Source organism: Micrococcus sp. IITD107, from assembly GCF_041927415.1.
Classification (GTDB): Bacteria; Actinomycetota; Actinomycetes; order Actinomycetales; family Micrococcaceae; genus Citricoccus; species Citricoccus terreus.
On sequence record NZ_JBHFFN010000002.1, the window covers coordinates 288,519 to 303,406 of the forward strand.

Genomic DNA, 14,888 nt, shown 5'->3' on the forward strand with positions numbered 1-14,888 from the left:
TGGGAGGGACGAATCAGAGTCGCCAGCTGAGCTGCTCCAGCCATGGCGGCAGCATGTCATCGCAACCTGGGGTGAGGGCCGCCTTGCCGAGAGCTCCACTCTGATACCAGAAGGCATTCCACGCTGCACGGCCTCCCTGAGAAGCAGTGCCGTCAGGCGCGGCGAGGTAGGCCGATTCCTCAGACCAGCAACGGTCCACCAGGATCCGGGCACGGCTGATGTGCTCGGGGTAGGCGAGCAGGTCCACGGACTCCCAGCCGTGTTCGGCCCCGAGTTGCCGGGGGACCATGGCCTCGCCCTGCGTGGTGACGGAGTCCGGGCGGAAGCGCAGCAGATGCTCCGGCTCCTGCGGAACCCAGCCGAGCCGTTCCAGCTCTGCCACGACCTGCGGCCGGCAGGTGCCCGGGGTGGGGGAGCGGCGGTCCTGGTCGGAGACCACCAGCACGTGTGCCGGCCCGTGGCCCATCAACCGGGCCGCTTCGGCGAGCTTGGTGTCAGCGGGGCCCAGCACCACCAGTGCATCGGAGTCCGCGCGAGGTGAGTCCACGGCGGGGAGAAGACCGCGCGGACCAGACCTATGGCGGTCACGCTCGTTAGCAGCAACGCGAGCAGGGCACATCCCAGCCCCACGCGGACACCTGCACGACGACGGCCCATGCCTCGATTCTCCACCAGGGCAGGTCCGGAAGTCCTGAGATTCTGGGGTCGGTCGCAACCAGTACCAGTGACCGAGGCAGGTGGCCGGTGAGGCGCTTCTCACCGGTGCTGCGTGCGAAGGTGCCGGGAGGGCCGATGGGCAGCGGATATGATGTCCCTCATGTGTGGAATCGTCGGCTATGTTGGCCTGCCCTCTCAGCTCAAGGAGCATTCGGCTCTGGATGTCCTGATGGAGGGCCTGAAGCGTCTGGAATATCGCGGCTATGACTCGGCCGGCATCGCCGTCGTCGCCGACGGTGAGGTCCAGCACCGCAAGAAGGCCGGAAAGCTGGCCAATCTCTCCGCCGAGCTCGAGCAGCACCCGGTGGACGCCGCCTCCGTCGGCATCGGCCACACCCGCTGGGCCACCCACGGCGGTCCCACCGACGTCAATGCCCACCCCCACCTGGCCGATGACGACCAGCTCTCGCTGATCCACAACGGCATCATCGAGAACTACGCCAGCCTCAAGCAGGAGTTGCTGGCTGATGGTGTGACCTTCCGGTCAGAGACCGACACCGAGGTCGCTGCGGCCCTGCTGGCGAAGATCTACCGCACCACCGGCAACCAGGACATGACCCGTTCCATGCAGCTGGCCTCTCAGCGTCTGGAGGGTGCGTTCACGCTCCTGGCAGTCCACGCCGATCACCCGGGCATGGTGGTGGCATCGCGCCGCAATTCGCCGCTGGTCGTGGGACTGGGTGAGGGCGAGAACTTCCTGGGTTCGGATGTCTCCGGCTTCATCGACTTCACCAAGGAGGCCATCGAGCTGGCCCAGGACCAGGTGGTCACCATCACCCCGGAATCGGTGGAGATCACCGACTTCCACGGCAACCCTGCCGAGGGCAAGCGCTTCACGGTGGACTGGGACGCCTCCGCCGCCGAAAAAGACGGCTATGAGACCTTCATGGAGAAGGAGATCAACGACCAGCCGCACGCCGTGGCCGATACCCTCCTGGGCCGCACGGACACCTCTGGTCAGCTGATCCTGGACGAGTTGCGCATCGACCCCGACGAGCTGAAGTCGATCACCAAGATCATCGTCCTGGCCTGCGGCACCTCCGCCTACGCCGGCATGGTGGCCAAGTACGCCATCGAGCACTGGTGCCGCATCCCGGTGGAGGTCGAGCTCTCCCACGAGTTCCGCTACCGGGACCCGATCATCGATCCTCACACGCTGGTGGTCTCTATCTCCCAGTCCGGTGAGACCATGGACACGCTCATGGCGGTCCGGTACGCCAAGGAACAGGGTGCACGCACCGTGTCCATCTGCAACACGAACGGCTCCACGATTCCTCGCGAGTCCGATGCAGTGCTGTACACCCACGCCGGTCCGGAGATCGCAGTGGCCTCGACCAAGGCCTTCCTGGCCCAGATCACGGCTGCCTACCTGCTGGGCCTCTACCTGGCGCAGCTGAACAAGAAGCTCTACAGCCAGGCCATCAAGGACATCCTTGCTCAGCTGGCGGAGATCCCGGCGAAGATCCAGACGATCCTCGACCAGGCCGATCAGGTGAAGGAGTTGGCCCGTTTTATGAAGGACACCACTTCGGTGCTTTTCCTGGGACGAAACGTTGGTTATCCCGTGGCTCTGGAGGGTGCACTCAAGCTCAAGGAGCTGGCCTACATTCACGCGGAAGGATTCGCCGCCGGCGAGCTCAAGCACGGCCCGATCGCTCTGATCGACGAGGGCCAGCCGGTGTTCGTGGTGGTCCCCTCTCCGCTGGACCGTCACTCCCTCCACGCCAAGGTAGTCTCCAACATCCAGGAGGTCCGCGCCCGTGGGGCCAAGACCATCGTGGTGGCAGAGGAGGGCGACGAGGACGTCCAGCAGTACGCAGAACAGACGTTCTACGTGCCGGAGACGCTGCCCATGCTGATGCCGCTTCTCACCACGGTTCCGCTACAGATCTTCGCGCTGGAGCTCGCTTCTGCGAAGGGTTATGACGTGGACCAGCCGCGCAATCTTGCCAAGTCAGTGACGGTCGAGTAATCACCGCTTCAGCGTAGTTAGTTGCTGTTCACCTGGGATTTGGTAGGCGACTAACCTTGGAATAACCTGAGAGTCGTTGCGTCACCTCAGCAGGGGGCTATGGCTGGCGCAGGAGAACTGTTCGATTGAGGGGCTCTCGAACAGCCGAATGCGCTAGAAGGAGTCGCCCAGGTGAACCACCGGACCCGTACAACGACCGCCCGCTTGGTCTTCTGGGGCCTGGACGCGCTGTCCTGGCTGGTGGCCGTGGTGCTGGCCGTCTGGCTGCGCTTCGAGTTTGACGTCCCCGGCTCGTCGTGGTTGGGGACCCTGGGATTCGCAGCCCTGGCCGTGGTGCTCCAGAGCGGGATCGGGTACCTGATCGGCCTTTATCGCGGTCGCCATGTGTACGGGACCTTCGAAGAGGTCAAGACTGTCACGCTCGTTGCCTTGATCGTCGGCCTGGTGACCTCACTGCTGGGGCTGATCTGGGGGCCCGAATGGGATGTCCCGCGCAGCCTGTTCCTGATCGCCACGCCCGTGGCCCTGGTCGGCATGCTGGCCGCCCGGTACCTCTTCCGACTCTCACGTGAGCGGAGAATGACCCCAGGGGGTGGAGCCAAGCCCACGATCGTCTACGGGGCCGGATACCTCGGCGAGACCATGATCCGCAGGATGAAGACCGACCCTCAGTCACCGTTCCGCGCGGTGGCTCTCTTGGACGACGACCCGCACCTGTCCAACCTCGAGATCCGCGGGACCCGCGTGATGGGTGGTTTCGAGGATCTGCGGACCGTCGCGGAGCAGACCGGGGCCACCGACTTGGTCATCGCCATCGGCTGGGCTGACTCAGATCTCGTCCGGCGCATCACGGATGCAGCCACGGAGGCCGGGTTGTCCGTCAGCGTCCTGCCTCTGCTGGAAGAGGTCATGCAGGGCAAGACCAAACTGACCGACCTGCGTCAGATCTCGATCGAAGACCTCATCGGCCGCCACCCGGTGGACACCGAGGTGGAGTCCATCGCCCACTACATCGCCGGCAAACGCGTGCTGGTCACGGGTGCTGGGGGGTCCATCGGGTCTGAGCTGTGCAGGCAGGTCCTGAAACATGCTCCCGCGGAGCTGATCATGGTGGACCGCGACGAGACAGGTCTGCAGCTGGCCCAGCTGGAGACTGTGGGCCACGGCCTGCTGCACACCAAGGATGTGGTCTTGGCGGACATCCGCGAGCCCGAGACCATGAAGCGGGTCTTCCGGGAGCGGCGGCCCCAGGTGGTGTACCACGCGGCCGCGTTGAAGCACCTGCCGATGCTGGAGCAGTACCCGGAAGAGGCATGGAAGACCAACGTCCTGGGTACGCTGAACGTTCTGGAGGCGGCCCGCGATGTGGACGTGGAGACGTTCATCAACATCAGCACGGACAAGGCAGCCAACCCCACCAGTGTGCTGGGCCATTCCAAGCGCGTGGCGGAGAAGCTCACGGCCTGGATGGGCGAAGAGACCGGGAGGCCGTACCTGTCGGTGCGCTTCGGAAACGTCATCGGGAGCCGGGGCTCCATGCTGCCGACGTTCCGGTCCCTGATCGAGAAGGGCGGGCCGCTGACGGTCACCCATCCGGACATCACCCGCTACTTCATGACGATCCCTGAAGCCTGCCAGCTCGTTCTCCAGGCCGGAGCCATCGGTTCCGCCGGTGAAGTCCTGATCCTGGACATGGGTGAGCCTGTGCGGATCATGGACATCGCCGAGCGGATGATCGAGATGTCGGGGAAGGACATCGACATCGTCTTCACGGGGTTGCGGGAAGGCGAGAAGATGCACGAAGAGCTGGTCGGCCTGGGCGAGGGAGACGAACGTCCCTACCACCCGAAGGTTTCCCACGCCATGGTGCAGACGCTCTCACCGGACATGATGGACAAGAAGGTATGGCTAGAGCGTTGTGGCAAGTCGGACGTTGAAGAGGGGGTTGTCCATGAGCGGTGACCGGGTGTTGATGTCCACGCCGGATGTGGGTCAGGTGGAGGAGGACTACGTTGTAGCAGCGATGCGTTCTGGATGGATCGCCCCGCTCGGTCCAGACGTAGACGCATTCGAGCAGGAGATGAGTGCCCGCATCGGCGTGCAGCATGCCGTGGCACTCTCGTCGGGCACCGCGGCATTGCACCTGGGGCTCCTCGGCTTGGGAGTTGGACCCGGGGACATTGTTGTGACATCGACTATGACGTTCGCTGCGACAGCGAATGCCGTGATGTACACAGGTGCCACACCGTACTTTATTGACTGTGATCCTGAGACCGGCAATATGGATCCAGGGCTTCTCAGGAGCGGTCTTGTGGAGCTCAAAGCCGCGGGGACCCCGGCCAAGGTGGTATTGCCAGTCGACTTGCTGGGCAAGGCAGTTGACTACACCACAATTTCGCAGATCTGTGCTGAGTTTGAGACCACCTTGCTGTGCGATGCTGCCGAATCCCTCGGGGCGACGCATGGAGGCCAGGCCGCCGGTTCCTTCGGGGTTGCCTCCGCGTTCTCATTCAATGGCAACAAGATCATGACCACCTCTGGTGGCGGCATGCTGCTGACGGACGACAGAGCCATGGCAGACAACGCCCGATACCTGGCTACGCAAGCCCGTCAGCCTGTGGTGCACTACGAACATGTTGATGTCGGTTACAACTACCGATTGAGCAACCTCCTCGCCGCGCTGGGCAGGGCGCAGCTGACACGACTGGACGAGATGATCGCCCAGCGTCGCCAGTGGCGTGACGAGTATCGCCAGTTCTTCCGGCAGGTTCCAGGAATCGAGATCTTCGGCGGCGAGGATGCGGAAGACAACTGCTGGCTGACCTCAATCGTTGTCGATCCTGATCTGGCACCTATGACTGCCGAGAAGCTTCGCGAGCAGTTGAACGTCGCAAATATCGAAACTCGCCCACTTTGGAAGCCGATGCACCTTCAGCCCATATTCGAAGGCAAGCCAGCACTCGTCAATGGAAGTTCGGAAATGCTCTTCGACCGAGGTCTGACCCTTCCTAGTGGTTCAGCCATGTCTCGGGATTCCATGAACCGGGTTCTTGCCGCCTTGTCAGACGCACTGGGCGTGCGCTGATGGATTACAAAGTGATCAAGCGGAGCCTCGATATCATCGGCGCGGGTGCGTTGCTCGTTATTGCGGCACCGGTGATGGGAGTGACAGCCGTCCTCGTGTCGCGGCACCACGGTCGGCCTGTGCTCTTCACTCAGGACCGTCCCGGAATGGGCGGGCGAGTATTCAAGCTATACAAGTTCCGAAGCATGCGAGAGGTCGATGAAGCTGCAGGCCTCATCACTGACGAGCAACGCCTGACCCCGTTCGGTAGGACCCTGAGGTCAACAAGTCTTGATGAACTTCCATCCCTGATAAATGTCCTTAAAGGCGATATGAGCTTCGTGGGGCCCCGCCCCCTTCTGGTTCGCTACTTGGACCGGTATTCGCCTCGCCAAGCTCGTCGCCACGAGATTCGACCAGGAATCACAGGTCTTGCGCAGGTCAGTGGACGAAACGCCCTCAGGTGGGAGGATCGCTTCGAACTGGACGTGCAGTATGTCGACAGACTGAGTTTGAAACTGGACTTGGCGATTCTTTGGAAGACGGTCTCCGCTGTCATCCGAAGGTCGGGCATCAGCGCTGAGGGGCAGGCCACCATGTCGGAGTTCATGGGTAGTGATTTACCCTCACGTGACGGGTTGACGCCATGAGAGACCTGACCCGAAGGTCTTCCCCCCAGGATCTCGTGATAGTTGGCAGTGGAGGCTTCGGTCGCGAAGTCGCCGATGTAGTCAGGGACATTAATGCATCAGGTGAGGTGCCGACATGGAATCTCCTGGGATACCTTGACGATGCTCCTTCCAGTGCCAACGTTGAGCGTGTACATAGACAAGGACTAGAGATCCTCGGTGCTGTCGAACCACATGTGTGGCCCACTAACCCGCACTTTGTAGTGGGAATCAATGACGCTCGGGTCCGAAGGAGGATTGCCGACCGTCTCGAATGGGCGGGGTGGTCGCCGGCTACTTTGATCCATCCGACAGCCAGTATCGGCTCTGACTGTCGGATTGGCGCTGGGACAATCATGTGCCCAGGTTCACGCATCACCACCAATGTCCAGTTGGGGCGTCATGTGCATCTCAATCCGAACTGCACGGTCGGCCACGACACAACTTTGTGCGACTTTGTGTCTGTCAATCCTCAAGCCGCGATATCGGGAAATGTACTGCTTGAGAGCGGCGTCGTAGTTGGCGCTGCGGCATTTATTCTCCAAGGACTTGTAGCCGGAGCAGATTGTACGATTGGCGCCTCATCTTGCGTGACGAAGTCAGTGCCCGCGGACGCTGTCGTTAAGGGCGTGCCCGCCAGATGAGTATCCAAAAGACGAATGAGTGTGCTAAAGAGTCTGGGAGTTCTAAAAAGTTGAAGACTGTCTGGGTTGTGAATCACTATGCACCATTCCTTTCTAAAGAAGGAATGTCTGGACTGCATGTGGAGATTGCCAGAGAGCTTAGAGAGTCCGAAATACAAGTTCACGTAATTGGCGCGAGCACCTCTCACCCAGCCGGACGGCAGTACGCAGTCAATGGTGACCTGATGCCGGTGATGTGGGAAGGGACTCGGTCGTATTGGGTACATGCAAGGGAGTACCTCGGAAATGGACCCGATCGGCTGCTCAATATGTTCGACTTCGGCCGGAAATTTAGAGATCCGAAGTTTCTCAGGAAGTTGCCGAAGCCAGATATAATTGTTGGTAGGGTCATTAACCCTTTGGCTGCCTTTTTTTGCGCTCGCCTGGCACGAGGGATTGGTGTCCCTTTTGTTCTTGAGATTGCCGACATATGGCCAGAAACTTTTATCCAACTGGGGAAGATCCGAAGATGGGGCCCGCCGTCTGTTATTCTCGGCTCCTTAGAGCGGTGGCTGATCTCCCAGGCCGATGCCGTCATGTCTCCGCTCCCCGGGCTCGATAGGTACCTGGCAGATTCAGGGTTTCAAGACAAGCCTTTCTATTGGGTACCAAACGGCGTTTCAGATGACCAGGATGTAGTACCGACCTATGATAAAAATCCTAATGATCCATTTACTGTCATGTACTTTGGGTCCATGGGGAATGCTAATGCGGTTGATACAATTCTCAAGGCGTATGCAATATTTGTCGCTCAATCTGAGACAGAAACGAGACTTGAGCTTGTTGGTAGCGGGCCACTCTCGTCGAAACTTAAAGACTTGGCGGGCGAGCTTGGCATAAGTAGCACCACTGTGTTTACGGACCGTATCCCTAGGGCCGAACTGGTTGCTTTCGCACAGCGTGCAGACGTTCTGGTGGCAAATATGAGAGCGCTCGATCTGTACAAGTACGGTATCGCACTCAATAAGCTATTTGATTATCTTCTCTGCTCAAAGCCGGTTGTTTTCGGGGCTTCCGCGTTGAATAACTTGGTGGAGGATGCTCTTGCGGGTATTACTGTGCCTGGGGACAACGTGGACGAACTTGCTCTTGCTATGAAGCGAATGCAACAGCTGCCTGCAAGCCAACGACAAAAGATGGGAGAAAGCGGACGTACGCACGTCTTGCGGAACTACACATATAGAAACTCCGCGCAACGATTCCACCAGATGATCGACGATCTCACTGATTTGGATTAGATCCTATTGGAGGAGTGTGCTAGGGCGATAACTCCAGCATTCGCCTGCCCAGGGGAGGCTTGCGTGCTGCTTAGATGTAAGAGGTCATGACGTTGTTGACACGTACCGGGGCCAGCGAGGCCGGCGGGGCGTCCCCGCAGGAGGTATGAGGCCGATGGTAGTTGTAGTGGTTCACCCACACCGCCAACGCCTCACGCCGCTGGTTCTCTGAGGTGTATGGGCGGGCGTAGAGGACCTCATCGACCATCAGCCGGTTGTACCTCTCCACCTTCCCGTTATGGCGCGGGGTGTACGGGCGGATCCGGTGGTGCCGACCCCCGAGCGAGACCACCTTCTGAGTGAACTCCGCGGCCCGGTAGTTGCTCCCGTTGTCAGTGACCACCCGGTCCACGGTGATGCCGTGGGCGGCGAAGAACGCCCTCGCCCGGCAGAAGAATCCGATCGTGGTCACCGCCTTCTCGTCCTCCAACGCCTCGGTGTACGCCAGGCGGGTGTGCCCGTCGATCGCTGAGTGCAGGTAGGTGTAGCCGACCCGCCGGCCAGACCCGCGCTTGGAAGCACGGCCGGCTTCGCTGTCACGTCCGTGGGCACGCCAGCCTCCCCCCTCGGGGATGCGCCCGATTTTCTTCACGTCCAGGTGCACCATGTGCCCCGGCGCCCGGGCGGTGATCTTCTGCGGTCGTTGGCGCAGGTTTTCAGGCTCATCACAATCCTGGGTGTAGACGGGGCCTGAATCCTCCGGACTCCAGCAACGACCGGGCGATGTAGTTGGTGAGGTTCCGGAATCCCAGGGCGGAGCCGCGAAGGTGCTCGAGCCGGCCATTGATCGCCTCTGTGGGGCCGTTGGAGGTGCCGGGTCGGTCGAAGTAGGCCAGGATGTCCGCGGCCCGCTTCTTCAACGTCCTGCCCAATGCCGCCAGCTCGGTGAGCGTCTTCGGCACGGCCCGGCCCAGCTTTGTGATCAGCTTCTGCATCATCGTCCTGCTCTTGGCCCTGTCTGGCTCGCGGTAGGCGGCGACCAGATGCTGGTAGAACGCCCAGGTGGCCTCAACCTCGACGTGCTCATCAGGCTCGAAGACGTCCTGGATGCGGCAGTACTGCTTCTCGGTGAGCAGGTCAGCCCCGGTCAGTAACGTTCTTCTCGCCTTGTAGAGCGGATCGTCCTTACGGCCGCGGTGGCCGTGGACCTGCTGCTGGACTCGCCGTCGACACTTCTCCACGGCATCTCCTGCCAGGCGGACTACGTGGAACGGGTCCATCACCGCGGTGGCCCCGGGCAGCTCCTCCTCCGTGGCGGTCTTGAACCCGGTGAACCCGTCCATCGCCACCACCTCGATCCCGTCCCGCCAGGATTACCGGCGCTTGGCCAGCCAAGCTTTGAAGGCCTGCTTGGAGCGGCCCTCGACCATGTCCAGCAACCTCGCCGGGCCGTTGCCGGCCTGCAACGGGGTCAGGTCGATGATCACGGTGACGAACTTGTCCCCGCGCCGGGTGTGGCGCCAGACGTGTTCGTCCACGCCGATCGCGGTGACCCCGTCGAACCGGGCCGGGTCGTCGATGAGCAGCCGCTGGCCCTCGGCGAGCACGGCGTCGTTGGCGGTGTTCCACCGCACGTCCAGCGCCTCGGCGACCCGGGCCACGGTCAGGTGCTGGACCACCAGCGCCTCCAGGGCCCAGCGCAGGGCACGCCGGAAGAGCTTGGCCTTGGGCTCGGCCGCCTTCGTGGTGTCCTGGCGCCAGACGTGGGCGCAGTCCGCGCACCGGTACCGGCGCACCGTGATCCGCAGCGTGGTAGGCCGCCAGCCCAGCGGCTCGTGCGCCAGTTGCCGGATCACCGTGCCGCGCGCGGTGCCCTGGGATCCGCAGCGATGACACCAGTCATCCGGATCCACGACCCGGCAGGCCAGCACTGCCCGCCCGGGCTCCACCCGTTGCCCGGTGGCTTGAAGGCCGAGTTCGTCCAGACGGCAGAACTTGGTCAGGTCACAGTCGTCGAAGGTAGCGTTGGACACGTCGAGGTCTTTCAGATGGCTGGCGTAGGAACCTCCATCATGGGAAGGCCTCGACCTATATCCAGCTATCGACGCGCCACTTCCCCGAGCCCCCGTCTACACCCCCGTTTGTGATGAGCCATCAAACCTGGGGCGGTTCAGCCCGACCGGCTCAGCCCAATATGTGACGCCGCCAGCGGCAAACGGAAACATTGGTGAACGTTACTGTTCAGTTTGAAACTTTCGGTTCGATGCCGCCCAGTAACACGTCGCGGCAATTAGGCAGCCCAGGTTGCCAGCAAGAACGGAGAGTGCGGCCCCAAGAGCACCGAATAGCGGTATCAGCAAGAAGCAGGCGCACACCGAGATGGACAGGCCTGTGATCTCCGAGATACTGACACGACCTGCTTGCCCGAGGGCAATCATCATCCCCTGCTGAACTCGGGTGAGGCTGTATATCACGGCTGATGCTACGAGAACCGGCAGTAGACTTTTTGCCGGCTCATATGCCGTGCCTAGAAATTTGTCAATACTGATCCAAACAACTCCTGAGACAATTAATCCGAAAACCATTGTGACAATGAATGCCACCCCCATCGGCGCAAGTACGCGGCGAAGATGTCGGTCCTTGGAACTAGCCCACGCTTCGAGCTTCGTATCGCTCCATTGCTGAATAGGCCACGCTGAAAAGGAGACAGCCGTCGCAGCCATAACATAGATGCCCAAAGCTGCAGGCGAAGCGAGTAACGGAAGTAGGAACCTATCGGCCCTCTGCATAGAGACGCTTCCGAGTGACGCTGGGAGAAGTCGAAGCCCCTGATCTCGGCTTGTCCGGTATGAACTACTGCCTCTGAATATTCGATACGCAGACCAGTTCGTCTTCGGCAGTGTGATGATGGTCGCGATGAGGGTTGACCCAACGTAAAGGAGTACCCACAAAGTCAGGTCGTTCACTCCGGCAACCGATAGACATACACCGCCGAAAACTAGCAGGATTTGGCAACCGAGCGCGGTCAGAACGTAGGTCCACCACGTGGTGCTAGCGATAGATCCGGAGCGGAGAACGAGAAGATGCAAGTTCCCAATAACGAACACGGCGCCTAGACCGACTAAATCCCAGTTTGCTACGCCGTTCATCCAAAGGATGCCCGCAAGAATCAACAGAATCATTGAGCACATGACAAGACCAGGGGCGGCGAGTCGCTGCAATTCCCCGAGCGCTGAGCGAATCGGCTTACCTGCGGTGGCGATGTATGGCTTTTCGGCTCCAAGCATTGAAAGTACAGTTAGGAGATACCCAATCTGCAAAAACAGGGCTAGTATGCCTCGATCAGCCGGGTCCAAAGAAGCTGATGATAGAAGATTCAAAAGAAAAGCTGCTCCGGCGGTAACCAATTGGGTCAAGACCAGCCACGTCGTCACAGAAGAGAGCAGGCCTTTGGCGCGAGACCGCATGCTGGGGAGATTCATAGGCCGCACTCTAGTCTCTTCCCGATTGATCGACTTCTGAAAAAATAGTAGCAAGGACTGTTGAGTAGCGAGTCCGTCTCAGTTGCTGTCAAGCTACAAACCTTCGCATCATCTTCTAAAGGGCTCAAAGCTGGTGAGTAGCGGTTCGTCAACAGATTTGATTCTGCAACAGCCTCCATGAGGCTATACTTGTTCTCCGAGGTTGCATCGCTACACACGCAGTCCGACGACCTGGCTGGGGTTTGCTGTGTATGAATGCTCCACCCGGTCTAGGGCTATGAAGGTAGAGCGGTCTAAGGCTATGAAGGTAGAGATCGTTCACCCTTCCAAGCCTGCGGTCGCGATCAAGACAGGTAGGTTCACCTGAAACACGTTACAGCCGCTCACTCGCACCAACGTTCTGGTGAGCATAAGGGGCTCCGAAATGCTCGGTGGGTGCTTCTCTACCTCTATGTAAGTCTTCTCGCCGGTAGATTCTCAATATCTCGCCTGAACGAAGGTGGAGATTCGAGCTCGTTTGATCTAAGGTATCTGCTGGCTTCCGGTGGGGTCCTACTGGTTTTCGCTTTGTCTGCTGATTCCAACTTAGTCGCTGCCCGCCGCTCGAGAATGATTGGCTGGGCCGGGTTCGCGCTTTGGTCTGCTTGGATGGCGCTATCTGCCATGTGGGCGCCATCCGGGGCCGACGTAGTGTCGGGCATCCAGGATATATTCTTTCTTTTAGTGCTTGTATCCTTGGCATGGTTCGTAGCAACCTATCTCGACTTGGATTTCCTAGACAGCATCTGGACGTGGGCTGTAGTCACAGGTTTGATCTACTTCATCTTGGCAATTGCTTCTGGACCTGACTTGCAGGGTAGGTACTCGGCACCCGGTGGTGGTCCTAATACATTCGTCCGAATAATGATTATAGCGTCCATCGCGGCCCTTTACTTGGCAGTTGTTAAGAATGTCAATTTAGTACTCCTAACTTTGCCGGTATTCAGTATTGGTGCCATCCTGTCTGGTTCACGTGGAGGCATTCTCGCTGCCGCAATAATTGCAGTCGTCCTTGTGCCGATTGCTGCCGTAAAGTTGGGTCCGGCGAAGATTGCCGCCGCAGGGGGTATTCTTGGATTTGCTTTGATTCTCGCAAGCCGCTGGCGAGACGGCTATATAATTGATTTTGTTCAAGAGAGATTCATCCGACAAACTCTAATCGAGAAGTATGCTTCCGGACGTGACGTCATCACTGAGCAGGCCTGGGGGATGTTTCAGTCGAGCCCCTGGTTTGGGGTTGGGCTTGATGGGTTTAGCGCGCTTCAGGTTGGTAGTCACGATTATGGTTACGCTCACAACCTGGTTCTATCTACCCTGGCCGAGGGGGGGATCGTAGGCGGGCTGCTGCTGCTTGTTGCGGTGGGCAGTCTTGTGGGTGCATCGATACGGTCGGCATCTGTGTCCCAGAGTGCGCTGTTCTTGCTGCTGGCGGGCGTGTTTTATTTTACTACTTCATTCTTTTCCGGCGACTATTATGATTCCAGATTTATCTGGTTCTTTTTTGGGTTGGCAACTCTTTCGATCCATCACGACAGCTCTGAGCGTATGGGTGATTCGGAGGAGTTGAGCGAAGCCTCTCTACTGAGGTGAATGTCAGTCCGGCTAGAATCCAGAAATACGGTACGGAATCGGGCACTGCAGAGGTTCTTCTGGGTCCGTTCGTATGTCCTGTGACGTACCAGTAGTATCGGATTGGCCCGATAGGGGGTCGCAAATCGCCGAACTGAAGTAGGGGCTGAAATTGAGAATCGCAGTCGTCGCTCTGGGGAAAATCGGACTGCCCTTGGCAGTCCAGTTCGCATCCAAGGGACACCAGGTTGTAGGCGTGGACGTCAATGGAGCCGTCGTTGACTCGGTCAATGCCGGTAACGAACCCTTTCCCGGCGAGGCCCATCTGCTGGAGAAGCTGGCAGAGTGTGTCGATGCTGACCGTCTGAGTGCAACCACGGACTATGGGGAAGCGATTCCAGAGGCCGACGCGGTGGTACTGGTTGTTCCACTCTTTGTGGATGACGACGCCAGACCTGACTTTGGGTGGATGGACTCCGCTACACGAGAGCTCGCCCGCCACCTGACGCCCAACACCCTTGTCAGCTACGAGACGACTTTGCCAGTTGGCACAACCCGAACCCGCTGGAAGCCAATGCTGGAGGAAGGATCAGGTCTCAAAGAGGGGTCTGATTTCCACTTGGTGTTCTCTCCGGAGCGTGTCCTTACCGGCCGCGTGTTCGAAGACCTGCGGAAGTACCCCAAGCTCATTGGCGGGCTGAGCGCAGAAGGAGCTCGACTGGCTAAAGAGTTCTATGAGGCCGTTCTCGATTTCGACGCCCGCCCCGACTTGCAGCGCCCCAATGGTGTTTGGGACCTTGGCAGTGCTGAGGCTTCCGAGATGGCCAAACTGGCCGAGACGACCTATCGCGACGTGAACATCGGCCTAGCGAATGAGTTCGCTCGGTTCGCCGGTGACAATGGCATCGATATCTATCAGGTGATCGAGGCCTCGAACTCCCAGCCGTACAGCCACATCCACCGGCCCGGGATCGCCGTCGGTGGCCACTGTATTCCGGTCTACCCCCGTCTCTACCTGTGGAATGACCCTCAGGCCGACATCGTACGAACTGCACGAGCAGTCAATGCCGACATGCCTACCTATGCAGTGGGAATGCTCGAAGGAGTCCATGGTGACCTGTCCGGGCAGCGAGTGGCCGTGCTTGGTGCTGCCTACCGTGGAGGAGTCAAGGAAACCGCCTTCTCCGGTGTCTTCGCGACCGTCGCCGCGCTGGCTGAGCGCGGTGCCCAGGTGAGCGTTCACGACCCCCTGTATGACGACGAAGAACTGTCGAAACTGGGGTTCACGCCCTATCACCTTGGTGAGTCGGTCGACGCGTCCATCATCCAGACAGACCATGCGGAGTACCGTGACCTGACTCCGGCGAATCTGCCTGGTGTTCGTTCCCTGGTGGATGGCCGAAATATCACCGACCCGTCCCGCTGGGAAGGCGTTCGGCGCCGAGTCATCGGTCTGCCCGAGTCTCAGGGCTGAGCG

The 14,888-nt window shown here is 59.8% G+C and carries 10 protein-coding genes and 2 pseudogenes; 8 read left to right on the top strand and 4 right to left on the bottom strand.

Features of this window, described 5'->3' with window-relative positions; genetic code table 11:
* Positions 1-13: 13 nt before the first annotated feature.
* Entirely contained in the window at positions 14-547 is a 534-nt protein-coding gene (locus ACEXHE_RS05725) for a hypothetical protein (protein WP_374785030.1), read from the bottom strand.
* Between the two features lie 270 nt (positions 548-817).
* On the opposite strand from ACEXHE_RS05725, the gene glmS reads away from it, so the two are divergent.
* The 6 genes from glmS (at position 818) to ACEXHE_RS05755 (ending at position 8,342) form a co-directional block, all read left to right on the top strand.
* Entirely contained in the window at positions 818-2,689 is a 1,872-nt protein-coding gene (gene glmS / locus ACEXHE_RS05730) for a glutamine--fructose-6-phosphate transaminase (isomerizing) (protein ID WP_374785031.1), read from the top strand.
* Positions 2,690-2,860: 171 nt separating this feature from the next.
* The gene (locus ACEXHE_RS05735) at positions 2,861-4,651 is read left to right on the top strand and encodes a polysaccharide biosynthesis protein (RefSeq protein ID WP_374785032.1); all 1,791 of its coding nucleotides are present in this window, start codon (positions 2,861-2,863) and stop codon (positions 4,649-4,651) included.
* A complete protein-coding gene (locus ACEXHE_RS05740) occupies positions 4,641-5,774 on the top strand; it encodes a DegT/DnrJ/EryC1/StrS family aminotransferase (protein WP_374785033.1) in 1,134 nt (377 codons plus the stop codon). Before ACEXHE_RS05735 ends, ACEXHE_RS05740 begins: the two co-directional genes overlap by 11 nt.
* Positions 5,774-6,403 (top strand): sugar transferase, encoded by a 630-nt coding sequence (locus ACEXHE_RS05745; protein ID WP_374785034.1) that lies wholly within the window; start codon positions 5,774-5,776, stop codon positions 6,401-6,403. Before ACEXHE_RS05740 ends, ACEXHE_RS05745 begins: the two co-directional genes overlap by 1 nt.
* The gene (locus ACEXHE_RS05750) at positions 6,400-7,065 is read left to right on the top strand and encodes an acetyltransferase (protein ID WP_374785035.1); all 666 of its coding nucleotides are present in this window, start codon (positions 6,400-6,402) and stop codon (positions 7,063-7,065) included. Before ACEXHE_RS05745 ends, ACEXHE_RS05750 begins: the two co-directional genes overlap by 4 nt.
* 68 nt (positions 7,066-7,133) lie before the next feature.
* On the top strand, positions 7,134-8,342 hold the full coding sequence (locus tag ACEXHE_RS05755; protein WP_374785036.1) for a glycosyltransferase family 4 protein: 1,209 nt from the start codon (positions 7,134-7,136) through the stop codon (positions 8,340-8,342).
* A gap of 70 nt (positions 8,343-8,412) precedes the next feature.
* Here ACEXHE_RS05755 and ACEXHE_RS05760 read toward each other — a convergent pair.
* From ACEXHE_RS05760 to ACEXHE_RS05770, 3 genes and pseudogenes are all read right to left on the bottom strand, one after another.
* Positions 8,413-9,039: pseudogene (locus ACEXHE_RS05760) on the bottom strand (integrase core domain-containing protein); the annotation flags it as partial.
* A gap of 7 nt (positions 9,040-9,046) precedes the next feature.
* Positions 9,047-10,354: pseudogene (locus ACEXHE_RS05765) on the bottom strand (ISL3 family transposase).
* A gap of 201 nt (positions 10,355-10,555) precedes the next feature.
* On the bottom strand, positions 10,556-11,803 hold the full coding sequence (locus ACEXHE_RS05770) for a lipopolysaccharide biosynthesis protein (protein WP_374785037.1): 1,248 nt from the start codon (positions 11,801-11,803) through the stop codon (positions 10,556-10,558).
* 435 nt (positions 11,804-12,238) lie between these two features.
* On the opposite strand from ACEXHE_RS05770, the gene ACEXHE_RS05775 reads away from it, so the two are divergent.
* Both ACEXHE_RS05775 and ACEXHE_RS05780 read left to right on the top strand, forming a co-directional pair.
* The gene (locus tag ACEXHE_RS05775; protein WP_374785038.1) at positions 12,239-13,432 is read left to right on the top strand and encodes an O-antigen ligase family protein; all 1,194 of its coding nucleotides are present in this window, start codon (positions 12,239-12,241) and stop codon (positions 13,430-13,432) included.
* A 151-nt stretch (positions 13,433-13,583) separates the two neighbouring features.
* Entirely contained in the window at positions 13,584-14,885 is a 1,302-nt protein-coding gene (locus tag ACEXHE_RS05780; protein WP_374785039.1) for a nucleotide sugar dehydrogenase, read from the top strand.
* Positions 14,886-14,888: the final 3 nt, after the last annotated feature.

Bases quoted from the DNA above. Each gene is read 5' to 3' on its own strand.
- glmS (WP_374785031.1), top strand. From the start codon at position 818: ATGTGTGGAATCGTCGGCTATGTTGGCCTGCCCTCTCAGCTCAAGGAG.
- ACEXHE_RS05740 (WP_374785033.1), top strand. From the start codon at position 4,641: ATGAGCGGTGACCGGGTGTTGATGTCCACGCCGGATGTGGGTCAGGTG.
- ACEXHE_RS05745 (WP_374785034.1), top strand. From the start codon at position 5,774: ATGGATTACAAAGTGATCAAGCGGAGCCTCGATATCATCGGCGCGGGT.
- ACEXHE_RS05750 (WP_374785035.1), top strand. From the start codon at position 6,400: ATGAGAGACCTGACCCGAAGGTCTTCCCCCCAGGATCTCGTGATAGTT.
- ACEXHE_RS05770 (WP_374785037.1), bottom strand. From the start codon at position 11,803: ATGAATCTCCCCAGCATGCGGTCTCGCGCCAAAGGCCTGCTCTCTTCT.